22 protein-coding genes are annotated in these 22762 nt (G+C 62.5%); 7 read left to right on the top strand and 15 right to left on the bottom strand.

The window, feature by feature from the left end; translation table 11 throughout:
* The first annotated feature begins 177 nt into the window (after nucleotides 1–177).
* Both J2J99_RS26600 and mctP read left to right on the top strand, forming a co-directional pair.
* Nucleotides 178–375: a DUF3311 domain-containing protein gene (locus tag J2J99_RS26600; protein ID WP_168297765.1), complete on the top strand. Its 198-nt coding sequence runs from the start codon at nucleotides 178–180 to the stop codon at nucleotides 373–375.
* Nucleotides 365–1840, top strand: coding sequence for a monocarboxylate uptake permease MctP (mctP, locus tag J2J99_RS26595; RefSeq protein ID WP_168297766.1), 1476 nt, complete (start codon nucleotides 365–367; stop codon nucleotides 1838–1840). Before J2J99_RS26600 ends, mctP begins: the two co-directional genes overlap by 11 nt.
* 66 nt (nucleotides 1841–1906) lie before the next feature.
* On the opposite strand, the gene J2J99_RS34205 is transcribed toward mctP, so the two are convergent.
* Nucleotides 1907–2143, bottom strand: coding sequence for a hypothetical protein (locus tag J2J99_RS34205; RefSeq protein WP_246638496.1), 237 nt, complete (start codon nucleotides 2141–2143; stop codon nucleotides 1907–1909).
* Between the two features lie 5 nt (nucleotides 2144–2148).
* Here J2J99_RS34205 and J2J99_RS34200 point away from each other — a divergent pair, with 5 nt between their 5' ends.
* Entirely contained in the window at nucleotides 2149–2466 is a 318-nt protein-coding gene (locus J2J99_RS34200; RefSeq protein ID WP_246763162.1) for a GGDEF domain-containing protein, read from the top strand.
* A gap of 10 nt (nucleotides 2467–2476) precedes the next feature.
* Here the strand turns inward: J2J99_RS34200 and J2J99_RS26585 are convergent, their stop codons facing one another.
* From J2J99_RS26585 to J2J99_RS26555, 7 genes are all read right to left on the bottom strand, one after another.
* A complete protein-coding gene (locus J2J99_RS26585; protein ID WP_168297767.1) occupies nucleotides 2477–2836 on the bottom strand; it encodes a hypothetical protein in 360 nt (119 codons plus the stop codon).
* Nucleotides 2837–2930: 94 nt separating this feature from the next.
* Entirely contained in the window at nucleotides 2931–4028 is a 1098-nt protein-coding gene (locus J2J99_RS26580; RefSeq protein ID WP_168297768.1) for an ABC transporter substrate-binding protein, read from the bottom strand.
* A gap of 49 nt (nucleotides 4029–4077) precedes the next feature.
* Nucleotides 4078–5118, bottom strand: a complete 1041-nt coding sequence (locus J2J99_RS26575; protein WP_168297769.1) for an ABC transporter permease — start codon at nucleotides 5116–5118, stop codon at nucleotides 4078–4080.
* A gap of 18 nt (nucleotides 5119–5136) precedes the next feature.
* The gene (locus J2J99_RS26570) at nucleotides 5137–6633 is read right to left on the bottom strand and encodes a sugar ABC transporter ATP-binding protein (protein ID WP_168297770.1); all 1497 of its coding nucleotides are present in this window, start codon (nucleotides 6631–6633) and stop codon (nucleotides 5137–5139) included.
* A 104-nt stretch (nucleotides 6634–6737) separates the two neighbouring features.
* On the bottom strand, nucleotides 6738–7631 hold the full coding sequence (locus tag J2J99_RS26565; RefSeq protein ID WP_168297771.1) for an NAD(P)-dependent oxidoreductase: 894 nt from the start codon (nucleotides 7629–7631) through the stop codon (nucleotides 6738–6740).
* Complete coding sequence (locus tag J2J99_RS26560; RefSeq protein WP_168297772.1) at nucleotides 7621–8175, bottom strand: gluconokinase; 555 nt, start codon at nucleotides 8173–8175, stop codon at nucleotides 7621–7623. Before J2J99_RS26560 ends, J2J99_RS26565 begins: the two co-directional genes overlap by 11 nt.
* Before the next feature lie 13 nt (nucleotides 8176–8188).
* Nucleotides 8189–8953, bottom strand: coding sequence for an SDR family oxidoreductase (locus J2J99_RS26555; RefSeq protein ID WP_168297773.1), 765 nt, complete (start codon nucleotides 8951–8953; stop codon nucleotides 8189–8191).
* Nucleotides 8954–9088: 135 nt separating this feature from the next.
* Here J2J99_RS26555 and J2J99_RS26550 point away from each other — a divergent pair, with 135 nt between their 5' ends.
* Nucleotides 9089–10030 (top strand): 2-hydroxyacid dehydrogenase, encoded by a 942-nt coding sequence (locus J2J99_RS26550; RefSeq protein WP_168297774.1) that lies wholly within the window; start codon nucleotides 9089–9091, stop codon nucleotides 10028–10030.
* A 10-nt stretch (nucleotides 10031–10040) separates the two neighbouring features.
* Nucleotides 10041–11072 (top strand): L-idonate 5-dehydrogenase, encoded by a 1032-nt coding sequence (locus J2J99_RS26545; RefSeq protein ID WP_168297775.1) that lies wholly within the window; start codon nucleotides 10041–10043, stop codon nucleotides 11070–11072.
* A 12-nt stretch (nucleotides 11073–11084) separates the two neighbouring features.
* Here J2J99_RS26545 and J2J99_RS26540 read toward each other — a convergent pair whose 3' ends face one another.
* Entirely contained in the window at nucleotides 11085–12155 is a 1071-nt protein-coding gene (locus J2J99_RS26540) for a LacI family DNA-binding transcriptional regulator (protein ID WP_168297776.1), read from the bottom strand.
* Between the two features lie 180 nt (nucleotides 12156–12335).
* Between J2J99_RS26540 and J2J99_RS26535 the strand changes: the two genes are divergently transcribed.
* On the top strand, nucleotides 12336–13262 hold the full coding sequence (locus J2J99_RS26535) for an SMP-30/gluconolactonase/LRE family protein (RefSeq protein ID WP_168297777.1): 927 nt from the start codon (nucleotides 12336–12338) through the stop codon (nucleotides 13260–13262).
* 157 nt (nucleotides 13263–13419) lie between these two features.
* Here J2J99_RS26535 and J2J99_RS26530 read toward each other — a convergent pair whose 3' ends face one another.
* Both J2J99_RS26530 and J2J99_RS26525 read right to left on the bottom strand, forming a co-directional pair.
* Complete coding sequence (locus tag J2J99_RS26530; RefSeq protein ID WP_168297778.1) at nucleotides 13420–15480, bottom strand: vWA domain-containing protein; 2061 nt, start codon at nucleotides 15478–15480, stop codon at nucleotides 13420–13422.
* Nucleotides 15480–16007: an RNA polymerase sigma factor gene (locus J2J99_RS26525; protein ID WP_168297779.1), complete on the bottom strand. Its 528-nt coding sequence runs from the start codon at nucleotides 16005–16007 to the stop codon at nucleotides 15480–15482. Before J2J99_RS26525 ends, J2J99_RS26530 begins: the two co-directional genes overlap by 1 nt.
* Nucleotides 16008–16272: 265 nt before the next feature.
* On the opposite strand from J2J99_RS26525, the gene J2J99_RS26520 reads away from it, so the two are divergent.
* Nucleotides 16273–17184, top strand: a complete 912-nt coding sequence (locus tag J2J99_RS26520; RefSeq protein ID WP_168297780.1) for an alpha/beta hydrolase — start codon at nucleotides 16273–16275, stop codon at nucleotides 17182–17184.
* Between the two features lie 3 nt (nucleotides 17185–17187).
* Here J2J99_RS26520 and J2J99_RS26515 read toward each other — a convergent pair whose 3' ends face one another.
* Genes J2J99_RS26515 through J2J99_RS26500 form a run of 4 tightly spaced genes read right to left on the bottom strand, consistent with a single transcriptional unit; the run spans nucleotide 17188 to nucleotide 22673 of the window.
* Nucleotides 17188–19191, bottom strand: a complete 2004-nt coding sequence (locus J2J99_RS26515) for a CocE/NonD family hydrolase (protein ID WP_168297781.1) — start codon at nucleotides 19189–19191, stop codon at nucleotides 17188–17190.
* A 26-nt stretch (nucleotides 19192–19217) separates the two neighbouring features.
* Nucleotides 19218–20849, bottom strand: coding sequence for an ABC transporter ATP-binding protein (locus tag J2J99_RS26510; RefSeq protein ID WP_168297782.1), 1632 nt, complete (start codon nucleotides 20847–20849; stop codon nucleotides 19218–19220).
* Nucleotides 20842–21669 (bottom strand): ABC transporter permease, encoded by an 828-nt coding sequence (locus J2J99_RS26505; RefSeq protein WP_168297783.1) that lies wholly within the window; start codon nucleotides 21667–21669, stop codon nucleotides 20842–20844. The genes J2J99_RS26510 and J2J99_RS26505 overlap by 8 nt, the downstream gene beginning before the upstream one ends.
* On the bottom strand, nucleotides 21666–22673 hold the full coding sequence (locus J2J99_RS26500) for an ABC transporter permease (protein WP_168297784.1): 1008 nt from the start codon (nucleotides 22671–22673) through the stop codon (nucleotides 21666–21668). Before J2J99_RS26500 ends, J2J99_RS26505 begins: the two co-directional genes overlap by 4 nt.
* Between the last annotated feature and the right edge of the window lie 89 nt (nucleotides 22674–22762).

Genomic DNA, 22762 nt, shown 5'->3' with positions numbered 1-22762 from the left:
TGCCAAGTGCCAAGCCGTTGGGAGGAATTCACATGCGTTACATCAGCTTCCGATCCGCCGGAAAAGCTCGAGCGACCCGAACCGGGTCTGCTGCCGCCGCCGGCTGACAGACCTGCCTTCCACGCCGACAACTGGAACATGGCGACCGCAACTGCGGCACCTGAAAGGTACTCCGACATGGAAAAACCACGTAGCAAGGCAGCGCTGTGGCTGCTGATCATTCCTTACATCGGTCTGCTCTGGCCGCCATTTTACAATCTCCGCGAGCCGTCGCTTTTCGGCTTCCCCTTTTTCTACTGGTATCAACTTCTCTGGGTGCCGATCACGGCAATGCTGACCTGGATTGCCTATCGGAGCGTTCGCCATGACGACTGACATCAACGGCACGGCGCTTGCCGTCTTCATCTTCTTCTTCGCCCTCGTCACCGTCATGGGCTTCGTCGCCAGCCGCTGGCGCAAGCCCGAGACGCTCGCCCATATCGATGAATGGGGCCTCGGCGGACGCAACTTCGGCACCTGGATCACCTGGTTCCTCGTCGGCGGCGACTTCTATACCGCCTATACCGTGATCGCGGTCCCGGCGCTGGTCTATACGGTCGGCGCCTACGGCTTCTTCGCGCTGCCCTATACCATTGTCGTCTATCCCTTCGTCTTCATGGTCATGCCGGTCCTGTGGAAACGCGCCAAGGAATTTGGTTATGTCACGGCCGCCGACGTCGTTCACGGGCAGTATGGATCACGCGGTCTCGAACTCGCCGTCGCGGCAACGGGCGTCATCGCCACCATGCCTTACATCGCCCTCCAGCTCGTCGGAATGACGGCGGTGCTGAAGGCGCTCGGGCTGCATGGCGAACTGCCGCTTGCGATCGCCTTCATCGTGCTGGCGCTCTATACCTATTCGGCGGGCCTGCGCGCCCCGGCGCTGATCGCCTTCGTCAAGGACATCATGATCTACATCGTGGTGATCGCGGCGGTCGCGCTCATCCCGTCGAAGCTCGGCGGATATGCCAATGTCTTCGCCTCAGCCGACGCGGCCTTCCAGGCCAAGGGCGCCGGCAACCTGCTGCTTGGCGGCAATCAGTACGTCGCCTATGCCACGCTTGCTCTCGGCTCGGCGCTCGCGGCCTTTATGTATCCGCATACGCTGACCGGCATCTTTGCCTCCAACAGCGGCAAGACGATCCGCAAGAACGCGATCATGCTGCCCGCCTATACGCTGCTGCTCGGCCTGCTGGCGCTGCTCGGCTATATGGGCCATGCCGCCAACCTGAAGCTCGACAGCGCCAATGACGTCGTTCCCACGCTGTTCAAGACGCTGTTTTCGGGCTGGTTCTCCGGCTTCGCCTTTGCAGCGATCGCCATCGGCGCACTGGTGCCGGCGGCGGTGATGAGCATCGGCGCGGCCAATCTCTTCACCCGCAATTTCTGGAAAGCCTATGTCGACCCCAAGGTCAGCGATGCGGGCGAAGCCAAGGTCGCGAAGGTGACGTCGCTGGTGGTGAAGGTCGGCGCACTTCTCGTCATCATCTTCCTGCCGACACAGTTCGCCCTCGACCTGCAGCTGCTCGGCGGCATCTGGATCCTGCAGACGCTTCCGGCCCTGGTCTTCGGCCTCTACACCAACTGGTTCCGGGCGCCCGGCCTGCTTGCCGGCTGGTTCGTCGGTTTCTGCGGCGGCACCTTCCTCGTCTGGGATGCCGGCTGGAAGCCGCTGCACCTGATCAGCCTCGGCGGCGAACCCTTCACCGTCTATACCGGACTGCTGGCGCTTGCGGCAAATATCGGCGTCGCCGTCATCGTCAACGCCCTGCTTCCGGCCAGGGCTCCGGTTCGGGCCTAAGATAAAAATACGAAGGGCAGCAATCGCTGCCCTTCGTTACTTCATTTTTCCCGATTGCCGTGTGGTTTAGAACTCTTCCCAATTGCCGGCCAATGCTGCGTCGCCCTGGATTGCCTTCCTGCGGCTCGCCGCCGAACAGCACGAGGCGGTGCTGGCATCGCGCGCCGATCCCTTCCCGGCCTCGGCAATCGGCGTGAACTGCAGCTCAAATGCGGGGATTGGCTGGAATCCGGCACAACCCATGCAGCCTTGCTGCTGTTCGACATCGACCATTTCAAACGTATTAACGACATCTTTTCCCATGCGTTGTGCGGCAGCTTGCCGGACTGCTGGGCAGCATCCGGCCGCAAGGCAGTCTGGCGATCTGCATGGGCGGCGAAGAATTCCTGCTCCTATTCCCCGGCACGCCAGCCGGCGATGCCTTTGCCGATGCCGAGCGGCTGCGCCTGCGGGTGCAGGACCATGACTGCTCCGAGATAGATCCGAAGCTCGAAGTCACCTGCTCCGTCGGCTTGGCGGACTGGTCTTTGACGGACAGGCTGGAGGCTGCGCTGCATATCGCGGATGCCAGCCTTTACGCCGCCAAAAATGCCGGCCGCAACCGCTGCATGGCGACGGCGGCGTAACGGTTTACGCTCACCGATTACCCGCCCGATGTCCGGCAATGGCCGGCGGGTATTCGTTGGCCGAGAAGACGTGATGATGCACCTTGCCCGTGAAAAGCTGCAGAAGCTCGCCGGTCACCTCGCGGCTCTGGAACCGCACGTCGGAGAGAAGCGCAGCGTTCACAGCCTCCATGTGAGGATAGCGAATGGCCAGGGCCATCGCATAAACAGGCGCGCCCTCATCGCGCTCCATGCCGTCCAGCACCCGGATTTCCTCCGCACCCGGAAATTGCGTCCAGAGAGGAACGAGCCGCTGTCGCACAAAATCGCGGAACTCCTGTTCCCGACCAGGATGGATTTCGCCCTCAAACAAAGCATAACGAATGATCATAGTTCTCTCTTCCAAAACTCGTCGGAGCTGGATCGGTATTGATTCGGTGTCGGGATGTCAGGGCGTACCGGTCGATACGCCCTGCTTGATAGGCTTATTTGCCCCAGATCTTCTTGTATTGATCGCGATAGCCGTTGTCGGGATCGAAGCTGTTTTTCGGTCCTCCGTCGAACTCGACGTTCTGACTGGTCACCACGTGCAGCGGCGATACATAGCCCGACCACGGGGCACCGGCAAAGGCGCGGTTCAGCTCATCGACCAGCTGCCAGCCCTGCAGGTTGAGCGGCTCGGCAACGGTGACGGCCTGATACTGCTTGGCGCGGATACGCTGATAGGCGCTCTCCGAACCGTCGCCGGCCGCGACATTCACCGGCTTGCCGTCGCCGGCGATGCCGGCCGAGGCAAGTGAGGGTCCCATGAAATCGTAATAGAGATCGTTGATCGCCAGCGAGTGCGTCCACTTCGCCCCGTACTTCTGCAGCAGCGACGTGGTCAACTGCGGCATGCGCTGCGAGGTTTCGGCGATCGGCGTGTCGACATATTCGAGCACGGTGCCGCCGAGATCCTCGATCTCCTTCTTCATGCGGTCGGCCTTGGCAATCGCGATCGCATAGGTCGAGTCGGTGAAGATGATGACACCCGGTTTGCCGCCGGCATCGGCGAAGGCCCAGTCCGCCGCGGACTTCGACACTTCCATCGCGTCGGTGGTCACATTGGCGAAAACGCCGACCTCAGGAACCGGGCCGACGGCCGAGGCGGCGTGCCAGGAAACCATCGGAATGCCGGCCGCCTTGGCCGCTTCCATCGCCGGCTTCTGTTCGACGGCGTCGAAGCCGTTGATGATGATACCATCGGGCTTCAGCGCCATGGCCTGGCCGAAGGCCGCCGTCCGTCCGCCGATCGAACCGGCGCCGTCCAGCGCCTTCACCGTCCAGCCCAGTGCGCCTGCCGCTTCCTCTACGCCGTTGACGACGCCGAGAATGCCGCCGTTCTTCATATCGGCGGCAAGAATGACGATGTTCTTGCCGCTCGCGCCCTTCGGGCCGCTCGTCGGGCCATCCCAGGCACTCACCTTGGACGCGTATTTGGCGACCACGGCCTTGGCGTCGGCCATCGAATCCGCCATCGCCGGCACGCTGAGCATAAGAGCGACGGTTGCGACCGTTGCCCGCATTAAAGTTCTGCGCTTCATTGTTCACTCCTCCATATTGTTTGTTATGAATGCCGGTGAGCCGGCATCCTCATTTGGATGCGGGCGTGATCCTCCTCACAGCCCCGCGCTTGCGCTGGGCGTAACCTGCAATGCCGATGGCAATCAGCAGGGTCACGCCGTTGAACAGCGGTTCGACGAAGAACGACCCGCCGAATTGCTGAATTCCTGAAATCCCGACCGCCAGGATGATGACGCCGATCAGAGTGCCCCAGACGTTCACCCGGCCCGGCTTAATCGTCGTCGATCCCAGGAATGCGCCGACCAGCGCCGGCAGCAGATATTCGAGGCCGACGCTCGCCTGGCCGATGCGCAGCTTCGAGGCGAGAAGCACGCCGGTCAGGGCCGCCATGAGGCCTGATGTGACGAAGGCGCCGATCACGAATTTGCGGACCGGAATGCCGTTGAGGGCGGCGGCCTTGGGATTGGCGCCGATGGCGTAGAGGTAACGGCCGATCGGCAGGTATTCGAGCACGACCCACATGCAGATCGCGATCAGGAGCACGTAGAAGCCGGTGATCGGCAGGCCGAACAGCATGGTGCCGTTCAACGCGTAGAAACCATCCGGCAACACGCCGACCACCTGCCGCCCGCCGGTGTGCCAAAGGGCAAGCGCGTAGAGGACGGTTCCGGTGCCGAGCGTGGCGATGAAGCTGTCGATCTTGGCGACTTCGACCAGCAGGCCGTTGATGAAGCCCGTGAGGACGCCGAGTGCGAGAACGATGACGACCGCGACCGGCCAGGGCAGGCCGTAGACCGTCTGAAGGCTGATGGCGAGAATGTGCCAGAGCACGATGCCGTAACCGACGGTCAGGTCGATGCGGCCCGCTGCCATCGGGATCATCGCGGCGAGCGACAGAAGCGCGATGATCGCTTTGTCGGAGACGATCGAGCGAACATTCAGCACGGTCGGGAACGTATCGGGCAGGAGGATCGAGAAGAGCACGATCAGGCCAACGGTCAGGATGACCAGCCCGTAGACCGGGATCAGGCGTCCGATCTTCTGGCCGGTGGACAGGCCGGCCATTTCGCTCTTGGTCGGCTCCAGCGCGGTGGATTCAATGGATTGCATGGCTGTTCTCCCGATGGCTCAAGCCGCTTCCGACGCAGAGGCGGCCGTGATGACCGCCTCCGTCGTCAGAGCGCTTCCACTCAGTTCGCTGACGATTTTGCCGCGCGAGAAAACCAGCGCGCGGTGGCAGATATGGGCGATTTCCTCGAAATCCGTCGAGACCACGACGACCGCGAGACCCGCCTCCAGCGCCTGGGTGATCAGGCGGTAGATTTCGGCACGCGCGCCGATGTCGACGCCCGCGGTCGGGTCTTCGGCGACCAAGAGCTTGCGGCCGGTCGCCAGCCAGCGTCCGACGACCACCTTCTGCTGATTGCCGCCCGACAGCGCTTCCGCCGGCAGATCCGGATCGTTCGGCCTGAGGCCGACGGAACGTCCGATCGCATGGGCGAGATCGGCTTCGCGGCGCGGCGACAGGAAGGAGAAAAGCCCGCGGCCGACGGCGCCCGGATTGAGGTAGGTGTTTTCGCGGATGGACAGCGACAGTGCGACGGATTCCTCGGTCCGGTCACGGGCGATCAGACCAATGCCCGAGGCCATGGCCTGCCGCGGGCTGGAAAGGTCTGGCGCCCGCTCATGCAGCAGAACCGAACCGTTGAACGGTTCGCAGCCGAACAGCGCCCGGCCGATCCGCTCCTGGCCGGCGCCGCGCAATCCGGCGAGGCCCAGCAACTCGCCCTGACGGATATCGAAGGAGATCGGGCTCGTGCCGGCGCAGACGAGGTCGCGGACCTGGACGATCGCCTTGCCGGGCTTGATCTCCGCCTTCGAAAACAGGCTGTCGCCGCTGCGGCCGATGATCATCGTCACCAGTTCGTCGGGCGTGGTCTCGCTGACGGGCTTCTGCCCGACCATGCATCCGTCGCGTAGGACGGCGACACGATCGGCAATGCGGAAGATCTCGTCGAGCCTGTGCGAGACGTAGATCATCCCGACGCCGCGCTCCTTCAGCGGGCGGATCGCGTTGAACAGCCGATCGACTTCGTCGGCGGGAAGGCTTGCGGTCGGCTCGTCGAGCACGAGAACATCGGCTTCGACGGCGAGCGCGCGGGCAATGGCGACGAGCGATTTTTCGGTGCGCGACAGGGCCGAGACCCGCGTCGTCGGATCGAAATCGCAGCCGACCAGCTTCAAGGCCTCCCGGGCGCGCGCCTGCGTCCTTCCCCAGTCGATCAGGCCGCTGCGCATTGAGAAGCCCTGCGACAGACCCATATTCTCGCCGACCGTCATCCACTCGATCAGACCGAGATCCTGATGGATGAAGGCGACCGGCTGCCGCTCGTTCGGTTTCGGCGGGCGATGATGGTAGCTCTGGCCACGAAAGAGGATGTCGCCATTATCCGGCTTGTAGATGCCGGCAAGCGTCTTGATCAGCGTCGATTTCCCGGCGCCGTTTTCGCCCAGCAGTGCCAGGATCTCGCCCTCGCGCAGATCGATCGATACGTCACGCAGCGCCTGCGTGCCGCCGAAGCTCTTGGTGATCGATTGGAACTCCAGCAGTCTCTTGGCTTCCACTGTGGCTCCTCCCAAAGCTGCAGCTATCCTCACGAAACGATGTTATCGATAACATTCGTCGGTAGTCAAGCGTAAAGTGACAATCTCCAAACGCCGTCGAAGAGTCAGTCGGCCGGCAATCCATCGAGAAGGCGCATCATCTCGGCCGAGTCCTTCGGCCCCAGGCCGGCGGCGCAGAGCAGGCGGTGGATCTCCACCACCGCACCGGTCATCGGCAACGGCGTCTTGGTCTTCAGCGCAAAGGCCTGGAGCGAATCCAGGTCCTTCAGCATATTGTCGATCCGGCCTGTCGGCGAGAAATCCCGGGCGGCGAATTTCGCCATGAATTCCTGCAATATCCGGCTGTCCGCCCTGCCGCCGGCAAGGGCTGCCGGAATTGCGGCGGGATCGACAGCGCCGGCTTCGGCGAGCTTGACGGCTTCGGCAACCGCCTGGAACAGCACCGCGCAAAACAGCTGATTGATCAGCTTGGTGGTCTGCCCGGCGCCGGAGGCGCCCATCAGCGTGTAATTGGCGGCAAGATGCCGCATCACCACCCGCGCCCGCTCGAAATCCTCGGGGCTGCCGCCGGCCATGATCGTCAATTTGCCGCCGAGCGCGCCGGGCACACCGCCGGAAAGCGGGCAATCGACCCATGCCATGCCCGTTTCCGTACGCAGCCGCTTCGCCATGTCGGCCGTCTCGGCGGGGTCAATGGAGGACATGTCGATCAGCAACTTGTCTACGCTGGCCGCCGCCGCGACCCCGTTCTCACCGAAGACGACGGCGCGCACGATGTTGGCGTGATTGAGGCTGAGAATGCAGAATTCCGAGGCCGAGACGGCACCCGCGACAGAGCTCGCCGCATGCGCGCCCTTGTCCACCAATGCCGCGACCTTTTCGGCATCGAGATCGAAGACCGATACTTTGTGGCCGGTCTCGATCAGTCGCGTGACGATCGCCGTTCCCATGATGCCGGCGCCGATGACGGCGACGTCTGCTCTATAATCATCCTGCATCAAACCCTCCCTTGATGGCCGCGCTCTTCAGCCCCTCACAGGCCAGCGCGACCATATCATCCAAACCCATATCGATCGCCACCGTGACCACACCGGCTTCACCGGTCGGCGGCTCGAGCGTCTGCATCTGGCTGTCGAGCAGCGACGCCGGCATGAAGTGGCCCTGTCGGGCCTGCATCCGCGACAGCAGCAGGTCGCGCGAGCCCTCCAGGAAAACAAAGGTCAGGCGCCCGCCCGCCGCCTGTCTCAACCGGTCACGATAGCTGCGCTTCAGCGCCGAGCAGGAAATCACCAGACCCTGCGACGCCTTTTGTGCGGTCTTTATTTCCTCGCCGATCCGGTCGAGCCAGGGCAGCCGGTCATCGTCGGTGAGCGGCATACCCTGCGCCATCTTCTCGACGTTTCGCGTCGGATGGAGTTGGTCGCCCTCCACAAACCGCACGCCGTTTCGCGCGGCGACGCCCGCTCCAACCGAGGATTTGCCGCAGCCACTCACGCCCATGACCACGACGGCCGGAAGCGGCGCTTGTTTCTCGAGCTCCATCGTCGCGTCTCTGTCAGAGGCAGGTGGTGATGCCGCCATCGACATAAAGCGTGTGGCCGTTGATGAAAGACGAGCCGCTGCCCGAGAGGAAAACGGCGGCACCCACCAGTTCCTCGACATTGCCCCAGCGTCCGGCCGGCGTCCGCTTCTCCAGCCAGCACGAGAATTCGGGATTGTCGACAAGCGCCTGGTTCAGCGGCGTCTTGAAATAGCCGGGCGCGATCGCGTTGATCTGCAGACCGTACTTGGCCCAGTCGGCGCACATGCCGCGCGTCAGGTTGCGCACTGCGCCCTTGGTTGCCGTATAAGGCGCGATGCCGGGGCGGGCGAGTTCGCTCTGCACCGAGGCAATGTTGATGATCTTGCCCTGACCGCGGGCGATCATGGCTTTGGCGACCGCCTGGCCGACGTAAAACACGCTCGAAATATTGGTGGTCAGCAGCAGTTCCCATTTGTCCGCCGGAAAGTCTTCCAGCGGCGTGCGAAACTGCATGCCGGCATTGTTGATCAGGATGTCGAGCGGCCCGATATCGGCCTCGATCGCATCGATACCCTGTTTGGCGGCGTCCTTGCTGGTCACATCGAAGATGGCCGCATGGGCAGACAGGCCTTGAGCCTTGAGGCTCTCGACGGCCCGTTTGACGCTTTCTGGCGTGCGGCCGTTGATGACGACCTCGGCGCCATGCTGCGCCAGGCCCTCGGCCAGCGCATACCCGATGCCCTGGCTCGAGCCGGTAATCAGGGCAAGCCGTCCGGTCAGATCAAACAGGTTCTTCATGCAAATAACTCCTCCGGTGTCGCTGCGAATGACGGCTTATACCGCCACTTCAGGTGAAACTCACTTGACATCGCTTGTCCGGATTATATGTTATCGATAACATAATCAACTATCAAAATGCGGGACGGAGACGGAATGCCTGAGGCAGAGATCTTGATGACCGGAGCCTATCCGGAATGGGATATGGTCGATCTGGAGGCGAAATATCGTGTTCACCGCCTGTGGGAAGCGACAGACCGGCAGGAACTGATCACAAGGGTCGGCAAAGATGTTCGCGCCATCGCGACGCGCGGTGAAATCGGCGCGTCCGCCGAGCTGATGAAGCAGTTGCCGAAGCTCGAGATCGTCTCCTGCTATGGGGTTGGCACCGACGCCATCGACCTCGCCTATGCCCGCGCCAACGGCATTCGCGTCACCAATACCCCCGACGTGCTGACCGAGGACGTCGCCGATATCGCCATCGGACTGTTGCTTGCCACGGCGCGGCAGATTCCGCAGGCCGATGTCTTCGTCCGCGCCGGCCAGTGGGGCAATGTCGCCATGCCGCTGGTGACGCGGGTCTCCGGCAAGAAGGTGGGACTGGCCGGCATGGGGCGGATCGGCAAGGCGATCGCCAGGCGGGCTGCCGCCTTCGGCTGCGACATCGCCTATTTCGCCCGCAATGAACACGCGGATGTCGCCTATGCCTACCAGCCGGACCTGGTGGCGCTTGCCGATTGGGCCGATTTTCTGATCGTCATCGTCCCCGGCGGACAGGCGACGATGAAGATCATCGACGCCGAGGTGCTGAAAGCCCTCGGTCCCAACGGCATGCTGATCAATGTTTCGCGCGGGACGACGGTCGATGAAGAGGCGCTGATCGCTGCCCTTGAGAACGGCACCATCCAGGCTGCCGGCCTCGACGTGTTCCTCAACGAACCGAAGATCGATGCGCGTTTCCTGACGCTGCAGAACGTGGTGTTGCAGCCCCATCATGGCTCCGGTACCGTCGAAACCCGCAAGGCCATGGGCCAGCTGGTCAGAGACAACCTCGCTGCGCATTTTGCCGGCAACCCGCTTACAACCCCCGTCGTGTGAGAGTTTCGCTATGAAAGCCATCGTCATTCATGCCGCCAAGGATCTCAGGATCGAGGAGCGCGAGCCCGAGGTTGCGGGGGAGGGGCAGGTGGAAATCGCCATCGAAGCCGGCGGCATTTGCGGCTCCGACCTGCATTATTACAATCATGGCGGCTTCGGCACCGTGCGTCTGCGCGAGCCGATGATCCTCGGCCACGAAATCGCCGGCACGGTCAAGGCGCTCGGCGCCGGTGTGAGCGATCTTGCCGTCGGCGACCGGGTTGCGGTGTCCCCGAGCCGGCCGTGCAATCGTTGTCAATATTGCCTGAAGGGACAGCAGAACCACTGCCTCAACATGCGGTTTTACGGCAGCGCCATGCCGATGCCGCATATTCAGGGCGGCTTTCGCCAGCGGCTGGTAGCGGAGCGCTGGCAATGCCACAGGGTTGCCGACGGCATCTCCATTCACGAGGCGGCCTTCGCCGAACCCTTTGCCGTGACGCTGCATGCCGCCAGCCGCGCCGGATCGCTGCTGGGCAAACGGGTTCTCGTCACCGGCTGCGGCCCGATCGGCATGCTGGCGATCGTTGCGGCGCGGGTTCTCGGCGCCCGCGAAATCGTCGCGACTGATGTGACCGACAGCGTTCTGGCGATCGCCCGCACCAGCGGCGCGGATCGAACGATCAATGTTGCCACGCATGCCGCCGACCTGGCCGCCTACGGCGCCGACAAGGGATATTTCGACGTCATGTTCGAAGCATCGGGCAATGAGCGGGCGGTGCGCGCCGGCCTGGAGGCGCTGAAGCCCCGTGCCGTTCTCGTGCAGCTCGGCCTCGGCGGTGATGTCTCCATCCCGCAGAATATGATCGTCGCCAAGGAAATCGAGATGCGCGGAACATTCCGCTTTCACGAGGAATTTGCGCTGGCCGTCGAGCTGATCAACGCGCGCCGCGTCGATTTGAAGCCGCTGCTCACAGGGGTCTTCAAGATCGATGAGGCCGTCGCCGCCTTCGAATTGGCGAGCGACCGCAGCAAGTCGATGAAAGTCCAGATCGCCTTCTGAGATCGGCTCTCATTATCGGGCGCGGCGATCCGTGCTTTCGCGCAGGACGACCCTGTAGCTGGTCAATGTGATCTCGTCCCCGGTCGCCTCGCTGTCCGCCTGCAGGGCATCCAGCAGGCGGACGGCTGCCTGGCGGCCGATGCCGTAACAGTCGACATTGATCGTGGTGATGCTGGGATGACAGATCGACGAGATCTCGTAATCGCCGAAGCCGGCAATGGCGATATCTTCAGGCACGCGCATCCCCCTGCGCTTGCACTCCATGATCGCGCCGAAGGCGGAAAGGTCGGAAACGCAGAGCACGACCTCCGTGTCGGGCCAGCGCTCCAGGAGGCTGACGACCGCCTGGCCGCCCTGTTCCATGGTAATCGGCGGCACACCGAAGGAAATCGCCCTGCCCGGTCCCAGGCCGAGTTCTTCGACAGTCTTCAGGAAACCGCTTCGCCGCTGGCTGCCGCGCGTATCGCGCGCTGTCGTACCGCCGATATAACCGAACCTGCGATAGCCCTGGCTCGCAAGCGTCCGCACCAGCAGCGACATCGCCTCGCTGTTGGAAAAGCCGACGACGTGATTGATCGGTTCTTCTGGAATTTCCCAGGTTTCAACCACCGGAATGCCGGCCTTATCCAGCATGCGCCGCGCCCGGGCGGTGTGCGAACCGCCTGTCAGGATAATGCCCTCGGGGCGCCGGCGCAGCATCGCCTCGATCAGCTTTTCCTCTTTTTCGGCGGAATAATCGGTATAGCCGAGAAGAAGCTGGAGGCCGGTATTTTCCAGGGCATCGGTGATGCCGCGTGCAGTGTCGGAAAAATTCGAATTGTTGATGGAGGGCACCAGCGCCACGATGAAGCCGCTGCGCCGCGACGAGAGACTGCCGGCGGAAAGGTCGAGTACGTAGCCAAGCGCATCGACCGCCTCCATGATGCGCTTGCGCGTCTCTTCGGAAACGCTTGCATCCTGGCGAAAGGCGCGCGAAACGGTCATGGCCGATACGCCGACATATTTGGCGACCTCAGCCATCGTCAGCTTTTGGGCGTCTCCTCCTTTGAGGCGCTTGTCTTTTGGCTCATCCTCGTTTTTCACTTGTCTCCGCCCCCAAACAGCTTCCGAGCTGGCAGTTGAGCACACGATAAAGTTATCGCTATCATCGCACAATCGATATTATTGCAGGAATGCAGCGTTCCACAGTCCGTCGTCCTCTGTACGAAGTCCGCGAAACCGGGCAGAATGATATCGCTAACAATTTGACACGAGGGGAGCATCATGTTCGGGGAAATCGAGGGTACGGGTTTTGAAGTTCTCGACCCGCGCTTTGAAAGCTGCTTCGTCGGCCATGCCCGCGTCGAGCGGCTTTGGACGGGCGGCCGCTGGCTGGAGGGACCGGCCTGGTTTGCCGCCGGCCGTTATCTGGTTTTCTCCGATATCCCCAACAATCGCATGATGCGCTACGACGACACCAGCGGGCAGACATCGGTCTTCCGCTCGCCCAGCAACAATTCGAACGGCAACACCGTCGACAACCAGGGGCGGCTGATCACCTGTGAGCATCTGGCGCGCCGCGTCACGCGAACGGATTTCGACGGCGGGATCAGCGTGCTGGCCGACCGCATTGCGGGCAAAAGGCTCAATTCGCCGAACGACGTCACCGTGAAGTCCGACGGCACCGTCTGGTTCACCGACCCTAGCTACGGCATCCTCCACGACTATGAGGGTGATTACGGCGAGGAGGAAATCGGCGGATGCCACGTCTACCGGCACGATCCGGCAACAGGCGCCACCGATCAGATGACCTCGGATTTCGTCAAGCCGAACGGGCTGGCTTTCTCCCCCGACGAAACGGTTCTTTATATCGCCGATACCGGGGCATCGCACCTGTCCGGCGGTCCGCGCCATATCAGAAAGCTCGCCGTGTGCGATACTGGCAAGCTCAGCGACCTCGGCATTTTTGCCGAATGCACCGCTGGCTTTTTCGATGGTTTTCGCGTCGACCGGAAGGGAAGGATCTGGACGAGCGCTGGCGACGGTGTGCACTGCTATGACCCAGATGGCACACTGCTCGGCAAGATCCATATTCCCGAGATCGTCTCCAATGTCGCTTTCGGCAGCGAGAAACGAAACCGCCTCTTCATCACCGCAACCACTTCGCTCTACGCTGTCTATCTCACGGCCAACGGCTCAAGGCTGGGATAGAGCGCGCGCATCGTCCCTTTCTCGGGTGGGGTTTGATATCAGAATCAGCCTGTGACCTGTATAAATGCGCGTGCCATTCAACTCATTGGCTGATTTTTTATATTCGCAGCAGAGGCCCGCCTTTGCAGGGCGGCCTCCGTCCTGTGATACCTCGCCTTTATCGCTGGCTGAGACCGTCAGCCAGTCTGACGAGACCGAGGAAGTCCGATCTGTAGCCGAAGGGATCGGCCCCCCGCGATGCCGCAGCGAGATCGGCAATCGCCTGATAAGGATAGGCATCGAGGGCGCTGGCACGGCTGAGTTTCTGGCCGAAGGCAGCGACGGCCACCGAGAAGCGAACATCTTGCGGCGCGGCGTCGATCGTGGCGACCGCGTTGGCGTCACCGACCGGCGTGGTGATCAGGGCGCTCTTGTCTTCGCCTGGCCGCTTGTAGCGCATCTTGACGAAGGCGAGCTCGCCCTGATGCGCGCTGACCGATGTCTCGGCCGGTGCCTTATTGGGCAGGCCGTACCGCAGATCGTCATTCATGACCGCGGGACTTCCCTTGGGCGTGATCTCGTAAATCGCCGTGACGCTGTGACCGGAGCCGATATCGCCGGCATCGACGCGATCATTGTTGAAGTCCTCGCGTTTGAGGGCGCGCGTCTCATAGCCGATCAGCCGGTATTCGGCGATCCGTTCCGAATTGAACTCGACCTGGAACTTGACGTCCTTCGCAATCGGAAACAGCGTCGATCCGGCTTCTTCGACCAAGGTCTTCTGCGCTTCCGCCAGGGTGTCGATATAGGCGGCACTGCCATTGCCATTCTGGGCGAGCGTCTGCATCAGGGAATCGTTGAGGTTGCCGCGGCCGAAGCCGAGAACGGTCAGGAAGATGCCGTCCTTGCGTTTCTCCTCGATGATGCGTTTCAGATCCTCGTCGCTCGACGGGCCGACATTGAAGTCGCCGTCCGTCGCCAGCATCACCCGGTTGACGCCGTCCTTGACGAAGGCCTTTTCGGCAAGATCGTAGGCCGCCTCGATGCCCTCGGCGCCGCCGGTCGAGCCTCCAGCCTCCAGCCTGTCGATCGCCGAAAGGATCTTCGCTTTCTCCGCCACCCGCGTCGGCTCGAGCACCGTGCCGGCATTGCCGGCATAGGTGACGATCGAGACGGTGTCGTCGGCCTTCAGCCTGTTGACCAGCAGCCGGAAGGCGCTCTTCAGCAGCGGCAGCTTGTCCGGCTCGTCCATCGAACCCGAGACGTCGATCAGAAAGACCAGATTGGCGTGCGGCGCGGTCGCCGGCGCGATATCATACCCCTTGATCGCCACGTGCATTAGTTCCGTGTCGTGGTTCCATGGGGTCGGCATCACCGTCACGGTCGCCTTGAAAGGCTGGTCGGCCTTCTCGGGACCCGGCCAGTCATAGGGGAAATAATTGATCATCTCCTCGACGCGAACCGATTGCGGATCGGGCATCGCCCCGCCGGTGAGCGATCGGCGGACAAAGGAATAGGAAGCGCTGTCGACATCGGCGGAGAAGGTCGAGACCGGATGGGTCGCGACACTCATGATCGGATTTGCCGCGGCATTGGCAAACCGCTCGCGGCTGGGATCGAGCTGGAGCTGGGCCCGTCCATCCGCCGGCGGGACAGGTGAGGGGGCGACGGCCATCGGCTCGGCTGGCTGCTGATCTGGGGCGACGATACCTTGTGCGATAGAGCGCTTGGCCCCTGCTGCTACCGTCCCGCCAGACTTGTCCAGCAGCGTCGTCGCTTCCTTGGCATCGAACTCGGCGATCTCAGCGCTCGTGGGTTTCGCGGCGGTCTGCGGCTCCGAGACTTGAGCGCTGTCGGCCGCCGCCTCGGGAAGCCGAGGCGCAGCCGTGACCGGCCCGGCCGGTTTCGTCACCTCATTTTTCGAAACAGTGCCGGCGATCTTTTCATGGTCGATAATCGATCGGTTTCGGGTCAGCTCGACGGTGAGATAACCCGCAGCGGGAATGATGAGCAACGTCGCAAGGGCTGAACCGGCGAGGAATTTCTTATTCACGGCAGGGCTCCATATCCAGTTGATGATGGAGCTTGGACGCCAGTCTTTTGCAATTCCTTGGGCTGCCGCTGCATTATTTTCCGCGCTGTCGAAGGCCTGCATCGCCGCCGCAAGGGCGCGCGCCCGCGCCTGCGGATCGAAGGCCGGCGGGGTGAGGCGGGAGAGTTTTTCGAGTTCCTTGTCCATCACACCTCTTCCTTGCCGAACATGGCCTTCAGCCGCTTGCGCGCCTCGTGGACCTGCCAGGACACGGTCGCCTCCGAGCAGCCCATGACATCGGCGGCGGCCGAGTGGCTGAGGCCTTCACCATAGACGAGCATCACGGCGTCGCATTGCCGTTCCGGCAAAGCGCGCACGGCCGCCCATAATGCGCTCGACATCTCGTCGTCTTCTCCGCCCGGCGCATCCGGCTGCTGCGGTTCGGCAGCATAGGCGCGGAATGTCTGCTGTTCTCGTACGCGTTTGCGTCTGTGATCGCGAGCGGCGTTGAGCGTCAGCGTATAAAGCCATGTCCTGAAGCGGCTGGTGCCGCGAAAGCCGCGGATGGCGGCACCGATTTTGACGCAGACCTCCTGGGCGATATCGTCCGCATCCGTGGAACTGCCCGACCATCGCCACGCCGTCGCGCGGACGAAATCATAGTGGCGTGAGACCAGTTGCCCGAAAGCCTCCCTATCGCCGCGCTGTGCTCGTTCTATGAGCTCCGCATCCAATGCGCACCTACCCCCAAGCTATCAAGCAAGATGCTATTTCAGGATTGAGACGTTTCTCCGATAGCTTTCCTTGGGTCGGCGACGAAAAAATTATCGGATCTTTTTTGAAAAAACGGCAAAGCCTTGGAAAGGCAGGGCCAAAATAAGAGAGCATCGCGACATCCACGGGTCGCGGCCAGACCGATTGCCTCCGCCGCAATGGCGCATGATGGACGCAGAGTCGGCCAAGGGCATGATCCACATGTCCCAATCGAAAGGACCCTCAATGTCCGCTCCATCGCCCGTCCCCACCGAAAAGGGCATCCTGCAATTTCTCCAGATTTGCGATAACCTCTATCCCGCGGACGCCGTCGAGGCGCCGGTCGAACAGCAACGGCGTTGGTACGATGCTCTTTGCGCGCGTTTCGATCGCCCGCTGCCCCCGGATATTATCTTTGCGGACGGTATGGTCCAACGCATACCGATCCGGCGCTACCGTCCGCGGAAAATCATCACCCGGACCATTCTGCTCTATATCCATGGCGGCGGCTTCGTGGTCGGTTCGCTCGAGAGCCATCACGCCATCTGCGCCGAGATCGCCGACTTTGCCGGCGCCGAACTCGTTTCCGTCGATTACCGGCTGGCCCCCGAATATCGCTGGCCGGCACAGACGGATGACGGCTTCGCCGTGCTCAAACATCTGCTTGCCGCCGGCAACAAAGTCGTGCTGATCGGCGACAGCGCCGGCGGCAACCTTGCGGCGGGCCTTGCCTTGCGGGCGCGCGATGAGGCGCTATCAGGCGTCGTCGGCCAGGTGCTGATCTACCCCACCCTCGGCGGTGACATGGACGCAGGATCCTATTTGGAAATGGCCGCCGCACCCGGCCTGACGACGGCCGATGTCGCCTATTATCGCGAGATCCTGCGGGCGCCTGAAGGAAATGAGATCGCCGAGCCGCTGCGGGCATCGTCCGTTGCCGACCTGCCGCCGGCCTTCATCACCGTCGCGCATTTCGACCCCTTGAGGGACGACGGCCGGCATTATGCCGCCCGGCTGTCCGCGGAGGGCATCGAAGTCTGGTTCCGGGAAGAGCCGCAGATGGTGCATGCCTGGCTGCGCGCCCGCCATATGAGCGATGGCGCGCGCGACGGGTTCCGTGCGGTCTGCGAGGCCATCGGGCATTTCGCGATGCTTTGACGATCACATCAGGTCGCGCGCAATCTTCTTTTCCGCGAAGATCTTTTCGAAGATCTGCACGTCGTCCTCGAACGCAGTGACGACGGCGCTGACGATCCAATCGGTTGCGGTACAGGCAATCCGCGCCGTTGCCACGCTCCGCACGAACCAGCCGGGACGGTGCATGTCGCAGGTCCAGGTGGACATGCCGGTCATCGACAGCGGATCATTTGGCGAAATCGACCAGACTTCCTCGCGCAATTGCCGGGTCGACAGGCCCGTCTCGGGATGTTCGTAGAGCCCGGTATCCTCGTGGATGCGATAGTCCGTCCGGTTGGCCGAGAGATCCCGGACAATCTGCCGTTTCGTCGCGGCAGCCGCGCGCTCGATATATCTCGGCAGGGGATCGGGATTGGCCGGTTCGTCGATCTCGATCCCGCGATGATCGCCGAGCACCGGCAACCCCAGGCCGAGCGAGGCGATATCGATGTCGATCCCTTCGTCCTCGGGCGGCGGCAGGATCATCGGCCAATAGGCAGTGGACAGCGAAAGGCGGATGCGATGCCCCTTGCGGAAGCGATAGCCGCAGGCATCGAGCACCAGCCGGATCGACATCGCCTCGCCCGGGACCAGCGGTTTCGGATCGGCATTGCCGTCGCGGTGGGTGAGATTGACGACGCCGAAGGCGACGCGCATTGCCGTGCCGTCGGGATGGACGTCGATCAGCCGGGCGCAGAGGTTTGCATGCGCCGCTCGGGAACGCAGCCTAAGTGTCAGCACGGGCCGGCCGAGATAGTCGCAATCAGAGGCAAGCGGCATGGTATCGAAGACCAGCGAGCCGGCATCGTCTGAGCGTTGATCGACCGCCATTTCCGCATCTGGCTTCAGCGTGAAATAGTCACCCGATGCCGTGCCGGTATCGAGAGGAGAACGCACATAGACCGGATGCTCGGGCGCATGCGGGATCGGCATGCCTTCGGTCAGCCTGCCGAATTGCTCGACGTAGAAACATTGCATGTGCGGCGGCGTCCAGACATCCCGCGCGATCCAGAAACCGGGATCGCTGTCGCGCCGCGGCGCCGGGCGGACGGCATCGAGAATATAGGCGCGGGCCTGCGGCAGCCTGTCGATGCCATTGTCCTCGCCACGCAGCCATTTGTTCCACCAGGCGATCGCTTCGCCGTGGAAATCGGCGCGCGGTTTCGGCCAGGCGAAGTGCGGATATTTGTGCACCCAGGGGCCGATCAGCGCCTTCGCCTTCTCGCCCAGACCCTCGACCGCCATCAGCGGCGTATTGCGGTAGCCATCCGCCCAACCGGCAATCACGAGCGTCGGGATTTCGACACTCGAAAAATCCTCCGAGATCGAGCCGTGGCGCCAGAATTCATCGCGCCGCTGATGGGCCAGCCACTCCTCCATGAAAAAAGGTTCGCCTGCCAGGCGCTCAAGCCACATCTCCTTCCAGCGCTCGCCGACAAGAGCCGGATCGGGCGGGCGCGACTGGTAGCCAAGCATCGTCGCCGCCCATGAGAGCTGGGCGGAGAGATGGCAGCCGTTCTTATAGTGGATATCGTCATTATAACGGTCGACGGTCGAGGCGATCGAGATCACGGCTTTGAGCGCAGGCGGGCGCAATGCGGCGACCTGCAGGCTGTTGAAACCGCCCCAGGAGATGCCCATCATGCCGACCGAACCGTTCGACCAGGGCTGCGCCGCGATCCAGGCGATCAGCTCGCAGGCATCGGCCAGTTCACGCTCGGTATATTCGCCGTCGATGACGCCGGCGGATTCCCCCGATCCGCGGATATCGACCCGCACGCCGGCAATGCCGGCGGCGGCGAACACCGGATAGGTCGACTCGTCCCGGGGGCTGGTCCCGTCCCGCTTGCGGTAGGGCAGGAATTCGAAGACGGCCGGAACCGGATCCTGCTCCGCACCGTCAGGCATCCAGATGCGCGCGGCAAGCCGCGTTCCGTCCTTCAGCGTGATCCATTCATTCTCGATGGTGGCGAAGCCGCGTGAGGCCATGCTCATTCCTTTCAGGCATCGGTCCTTCAGTGACCGGCGCTCTCCATACGCCGCGTGGCAAGCACGCGTTCCAGCCAGCCTATTTCCATCTCCGGCACCGATTTCAACAGCAGATCGGTATAATCATCGAAGGGTGGCGACAACGCCGTCGATTTCGGCCCGAAGCGCACCACCTTGCCGCGATGCATCACCGCCACACTGTCGGCGATCGCCCGGACGATCGCAATGTCATGGGTGATGAAGATGTAGGACAGCTGTTCCTCCTGCTGCAGCCGCAGCAACAGCTTGAGGATGCCTTCGGCCACCAGCGGGTCGAGCGCCGATGTCGGCTCGTCGCAAAGGATGAGCTCGGGCTTGGCGGCGAGCGCCCTCGCAATCGCCACCCGCTGCTTCTGGCCGCCGGAGAGTTCCGCAGGATAGCGGTCGATGAAGCCGTTGCCCATTTCGATCTGATCGAGCAATTCCTTCACTCTGGTCGTCTTCTCGGCACCTCTGAGGCCATAATAGAAGGTCAACGGACGGCCGATGATGTCGCGGACCGTCTGCCTCGGGTTCATCGCGGTGTCGGCCATCTGATAGATCAGCTGGATACGCCTGAGGTCGTCGTTCGGCCGGTTCTTCAGATCGGGCACCAGTGGCTTTCCGTCGAAGACGATGCGCCCGCTGCTTGGCGGCAAGAGGCCGGTAATGGCGCGTGCCAGGCTCGATTTTCCGGAGCCGGATTCGCCGACGACGGCAAGCGTCTGCCCCTTTGGCACATGCAGCGAGACATCATGCAGTACCTTGAAGCCGTTGGAATATTCGGCGCTTACATTCTCCACTTTGAGAAGTGCCGTGGACTGATCGGCGGCTTCCTCGCGATAGGCCTGCCTGACATTGACGAGAGCGCGGGTATAGTCTTCTCGCGGCGCCTCGATGATCTGCTGAACGCTGCCATACTCGACCTGCTTGCCATGACGCAGGACCATGATGTCGTCCGAAACCTGCGCGACGACAGCAAGATCATGGGTGATGTAGAGGGCAGCCGTATGAGTCTCCTCGATCGCGTGTTTGATTGCCGCCAGCACGTCGATCTGCGTGGTGACGTCGAGCGCCGTGGTCGGCTCGTCGAAGACGATAAGTTCAGGGTTCGAGCAGAGCGCCATCGCCGTCATCGCACGCTGCAGCTGGCCGCCGGAGACCTGATGAGCAAAGCGCTCGCCGAAGGTTTCAGGACTGGGCAGACCGAGGACCCGGAACAGATGAAGCGCCCGCTTGCGCGCCTGCTCCCTCGTCATCAGTCCATGCTTGACCGAAGCTTCGATCACCTGGTCGCCCAGCCTATGCGCCGGATTGAAGGCGGCCGCCGCCGATTGAGCGACATAGCAGACCCGGGCGCCGCGGATTTTCCGGATGCCGTTCTTGCCGAGCACCAGAATATCGGTGCCATCGAGCCGAACCTCGCCGCCGGTGATTTCGGCGCCGCCGCGGCCGTAGGCGAGCGCCGAGAGGCCGATCGTCGACTTGCCGGCGCCCGATTCTCCAATCAGGCCGAGAACCTTGCCCTTCTTGAGGTCGAAGGAAACGCCGTCGACGATCGTTACCCGCTTGGGCGGCTCGCCCGGCGGATAGCTGGTCGCCTCGATCTTGAGATTGCGAACGGAAAGAAGCTCAGGCATCGCCGCGCCCTCCCTTGAGGCTGGATGTGCGTTTCAGCAGCCAATCGACGACAAGGTTAACGCAGACGGCGAGCACAGCGATCGCCGTGCCCGGCACCAGTGCGGCCGATATGCCGAAGATGATGCCGTCCTTGTTGTCCTTGACCATGCCGCCCCAATCGGCCGCCGGTGGCTGAATGCCGAGGCCGAGGAAGGATAGCGTCGAGAGGAAGAGAATCGAGAAGGCGAAGCGCAGTCCGAACTCGGCGAGCAGCGGCGACAGGGTGTTGGGCAGGATTTCGCGGAAGATGATCCAGAGCTTGCCTTCGCCGCGCAGCTTGGCCGCCTCGACGAATTCCATCACCGCGACATCGAGCGCCACGGCACGGCCGAGACGGTAGACGCGGGTGGAATCGAGGACCGCCATGACAAGGATCAGGACGATGATATTCTGCGGCAGAACCGCAAGCACCACCAGCGCGAAGATCAGCGTCGGGATCGACATCATCAGATCGTTGAAGCGCGAGAAGACAGTGTCGATGAGGCCGCGCGAGACGGCGGCGGTGAAGCTCAGGATCACACCGAGCGAGAAGGAGATGATGGTGGCGGCGGAGGCGACCAAGAGCGTCGTGCGCGCGCCATAGATCAGGCGCGAGAGGATGTCGCGGCCGAGATTATCGAGTCCGAAGATGTATTTATCATCCGGCAGCTGCCAGACGTCGCCGACGACTTGCGTCTCCCCATAGGGGGCGATCCAGGGTGCGAAGATTGCGAAGATGAAGGCCAGGGTTATGCCGGTTATGCCGATCCAGGCGGTGATGGGAATGTCTCTCAATCTCATCGCGGATGCCTCAGCCTTGGATTGGCGACGATCGCTAGGATATCCGCCGTCATGTTGAGGAAGATATAGACGGCCGCGAAGATCAGGCCGCAGGCCTGTACCACGGGCATGTCCCGCACCGTGACTGCGTCGACCATGTATTGTCCCATGCCGGGATAGACGAAGACGACTTCGACGACGACCACACCGACCACGAGATAGGCGAGGTTCAGCGCGACGACGTTGATGATCGGCGCCAGCGCGTTGGGAGCTGCGTGTTTGACGATCGAACGGAAGGCGCTGAGGCCCTTCAACTCCGCGGTTTCCATATAGGCGGAGGACATGACGGAAAGGATCGCCGCCCGCGTCATGCGCATCATATGCGCGAGCACGACGAGCACCAGCGTCGCCGTCGGCAACGCGATCGCCTTCAACCGCTCGACGAAGCCCATGCTGTCGTAGACGGTCGCCGGAAAGGTCGCCATGCCGAACTTGACGGCGAAGAAGAGGATCAGCAGGTAGCCGATGAAAAATTCCGGCAGCGAGATCGCCGCAAGCGAGATCACGTTGATGATCTTGTCAGGCATGCGATTGCGGAAGTGCACCGACAGCATGCCGAGGCCGACGGCGAGCGGCACCGAGATCACCGCCGCGAAACCCGCCAGGAAGAGCGAATTGCCGAGGCGCTTGCCGATCTGTTCGCTCACCGAATTCTTGCTGGCCCAGGACGTGCCGAAGTCCCCCTGAACGGCGTTGCCAAGCCATTCGACGTAGCGCGTCGTCACCGGACGGTTCAACCCAAGATCCTCACGGATATTGGCAACGGCCTGCGGTGTTGCCGACTGGCCGAGATAGGTGGTGGCAAAATCGCCGGGCAGGGCTTCGAGCCCGCCGAAGATCAGGATGGAAACGGCAAAAAGCAGGACAAGGCTGAGCACAAAGCGCTCGAGGATAAGGGCAAGCAGCGGAAAACGCTGCCGAAACCCGAGGCCGGGCAAAATATTGCTTGGGGCAGGATCGGTCATGGCGAGGACCTCGCGCTTAAACGTCGGGAGGACCGCGGGTTTCACCCACGGTCCCGGCTGCGTTGGAGATCGGAGGGGCAAACGCCCCT

Origin of the sequence: Rhizobium binae (assembly GCF_017357225.1) — a bacterium.
Classification (GTDB): domain Bacteria; phylum Pseudomonadota; class Alphaproteobacteria; order Rhizobiales; family Rhizobiaceae; genus Rhizobium; species Rhizobium binae.
This window is presented reverse-complemented; position numbering and strand designations above follow the sequence as displayed.

Excerpts from the sequence above, each read along its gene's own strand:
- J2J99_RS26600 (WP_168297765.1), top strand. The coding sequence starts at position 178 with ATGGAAAAACCACGTAGCAAGGCAGCGCTGTGGCTGCTGATCATTCCT.
- mctP (WP_168297766.1), top strand. The coding sequence starts at position 365 with ATGACGACTGACATCAACGGCACGGCGCTTGCCGTCTTCATCTTCTTC.
- J2J99_RS34205 (WP_246638496.1), bottom strand. The coding sequence starts at position 2,143 with ATGGGAAAAGATGTCGTTAATACGTTTGAAATGGTCGATGTCGAACAG.
- J2J99_RS26585 (WP_168297767.1), bottom strand. The coding sequence starts at position 2,836 with ATGATCATTCGTTATGCTTTGTTTGAGGGCGAAATCCATCCTGGTCGG.
- J2J99_RS26580 (WP_168297768.1), bottom strand. The coding sequence starts at position 4,028 with ATGAAGCGCAGAACTTTAATGCGGGCAACGGTCGCAACCGTCGCTCTT.
- J2J99_RS26575 (WP_168297769.1), bottom strand. The coding sequence starts at position 5,118 with ATGCAATCCATTGAATCCACCGCGCTGGAGCCGACCAAGAGCGAAATG.
- J2J99_RS26565 (WP_168297771.1), bottom strand. The coding sequence starts at position 7,631 with ATGCAGGATGATTATAGAGCAGACGTCGCCGTCATCGGCGCCGGCATC.
- J2J99_RS26560 (WP_168297772.1), bottom strand. The coding sequence starts at position 8,175 with ATGGAGCTCGAGAAACAAGCGCCGCTTCCGGCCGTCGTGGTCATGGGC.
- J2J99_RS26555 (WP_168297773.1), bottom strand. The coding sequence starts at position 8,953 with ATGAAGAACCTGTTTGATCTGACCGGACGGCTTGCCCTGATTACCGGC.
- J2J99_RS26550 (WP_168297774.1), top strand. The coding sequence starts at position 9,089 with ATGCCTGAGGCAGAGATCTTGATGACCGGAGCCTATCCGGAATGGGAT.
- J2J99_RS26545 (WP_168297775.1), top strand. The coding sequence starts at position 10,041 with ATGAAAGCCATCGTCATTCATGCCGCCAAGGATCTCAGGATCGAGGAG.
- J2J99_RS26535 (WP_168297777.1), top strand. The coding sequence starts at position 12,336 with ATGTTCGGGGAAATCGAGGGTACGGGTTTTGAAGTTCTCGACCCGCGC.
- J2J99_RS26530 (WP_168297778.1), bottom strand. The coding sequence starts at position 15,480 with ATGGACAAGGAACTCGAAAAACTCTCCCGCCTCACCCCGCCGGCCTTC.
- J2J99_RS26520 (WP_168297780.1), top strand. The coding sequence starts at position 16,273 with ATGTCCGCTCCATCGCCCGTCCCCACCGAAAAGGGCATCCTGCAATTT.
- J2J99_RS26515 (WP_168297781.1), bottom strand. The coding sequence starts at position 19,191 with ATGGCCTCACGCGGCTTCGCCACCATCGAGAATGAATGGATCACGCTG.
- J2J99_RS26510 (WP_168297782.1), bottom strand. The coding sequence starts at position 20,849 with ATGCCTGAGCTTCTTTCCGTTCGCAATCTCAAGATCGAGGCGACCAGC.
- J2J99_RS26505 (WP_168297783.1), bottom strand. The coding sequence starts at position 21,669 with ATGAGATTGAGAGACATTCCCATCACCGCCTGGATCGGCATAACCGGC.
- J2J99_RS26500 (WP_168297784.1), bottom strand. The coding sequence starts at position 22,673 with ATGACCGATCCTGCCCCAAGCAATATTTTGCCCGGCCTCGGGTTTCGG.